This is a genomic window from Oleiphilus sp. HI0043 (assembly GCF_001634935.1).
On the sequence record NZ_LWEY01001421.1, the window covers coordinates 1 to 1108 of the forward strand.

Genomic DNA, 1108 nt, shown 5'->3' on the forward strand with positions numbered 1-1108 from the left:
CGTTGCCGCGTCCAGCAATTGCTCAACTTGTTGAGTATTTTCAGTAGAGGTGACCATGACCTCTGGTGTGCGTGATAGCAATGCAGAGCAGTGGTCTTGATGGGTGATAACGCTCGTCAGGCCTGAGCCGCAGCGAAGTGCTGCTTCAGCAGCCATGAGTACCGCGCCACCATAGCCCCGGTCTCCGCCGACAATGAGGGTGTGCCCACAATTACCTTTGTGAAAATGGCGGGGCCGGACAGAAACTTGATCTAGTAATTTCTGCAGTGACAAGCAATGAGCGATAGGCGTCTGCTCATTAATAATTTTGGCTGGCACCTCCAGGTCGTCGTAATATAGTTCGCCAGTATAGTGTTGACCTTCAGCGGTAAATAAGCCCAGTTTTAGGGCAATAAAACTCGCAGTGCAGTCGGCTTCGATTGCGGTGCCCATTATACTGCCCGTATTGGCATTTAAGCCCGATGGAATATCAATCGCTAATATCGGGGCAGTAGATTTATTTGCTGCTTCAATAGCGTCAGCATACAGGCCTCTGACAGGGGAGTTAAGACCGGTACCTAATAGAGCGTCGACGATAATGTGATTGTCGGTCTCTGATGCTAGACTTTTGTCTGAGTAGTGGTCGCAGCTTACGTTTTCTGCTAAGCACATCTGGTATGCACTTTGCGCATCACCGACAAGTTTATCTGGAGGCGAAAGAAAGTAGACATTACATGCAATTCCATAAGCTTTGGCTAGCGCAGCGACAATATAGCCATCTCCGGCATTATTTCCACTGCCGCATAATACTGTGACTTTCTGGCAGTTGGGGAATCGTTCTAATAGTATATTGAAGCTAAATTTCGCTGCTTTGTTCATGAGCGAAAAGCCCTTGATTCCATGCCTGTTGATAGCCGAACTATCGATATCTCTTACCTGCTGGCTGAGGAATAATTCACTGGGAAGTTTTGTTTCAGGCATATCGGGTTCCATCTGATAGGGCGTCGAAAAGCTTAAGTTAATGATACAGTTCAAAATTTATATTTAATTAGATGATGCTAATTAATGGTTTTATTTAGTATAGATGCCCGTAAAATAGGAGCTCTATTCTTTTGTTAAGAGATCTTAG

1 protein-coding gene is annotated in these 1108 nt (G+C 45.6%); it reads right to left on the bottom strand.

The features are described from left to right. Window positions 1-960: NAD(P)H-hydrate epimerase (locus A3729_RS19715; protein ID WP_068634199.1), on the bottom strand; the 960-nt coding region annotated here is incomplete at its 3' end. Window positions 961-1108 lie beyond the last annotated feature (148 nt).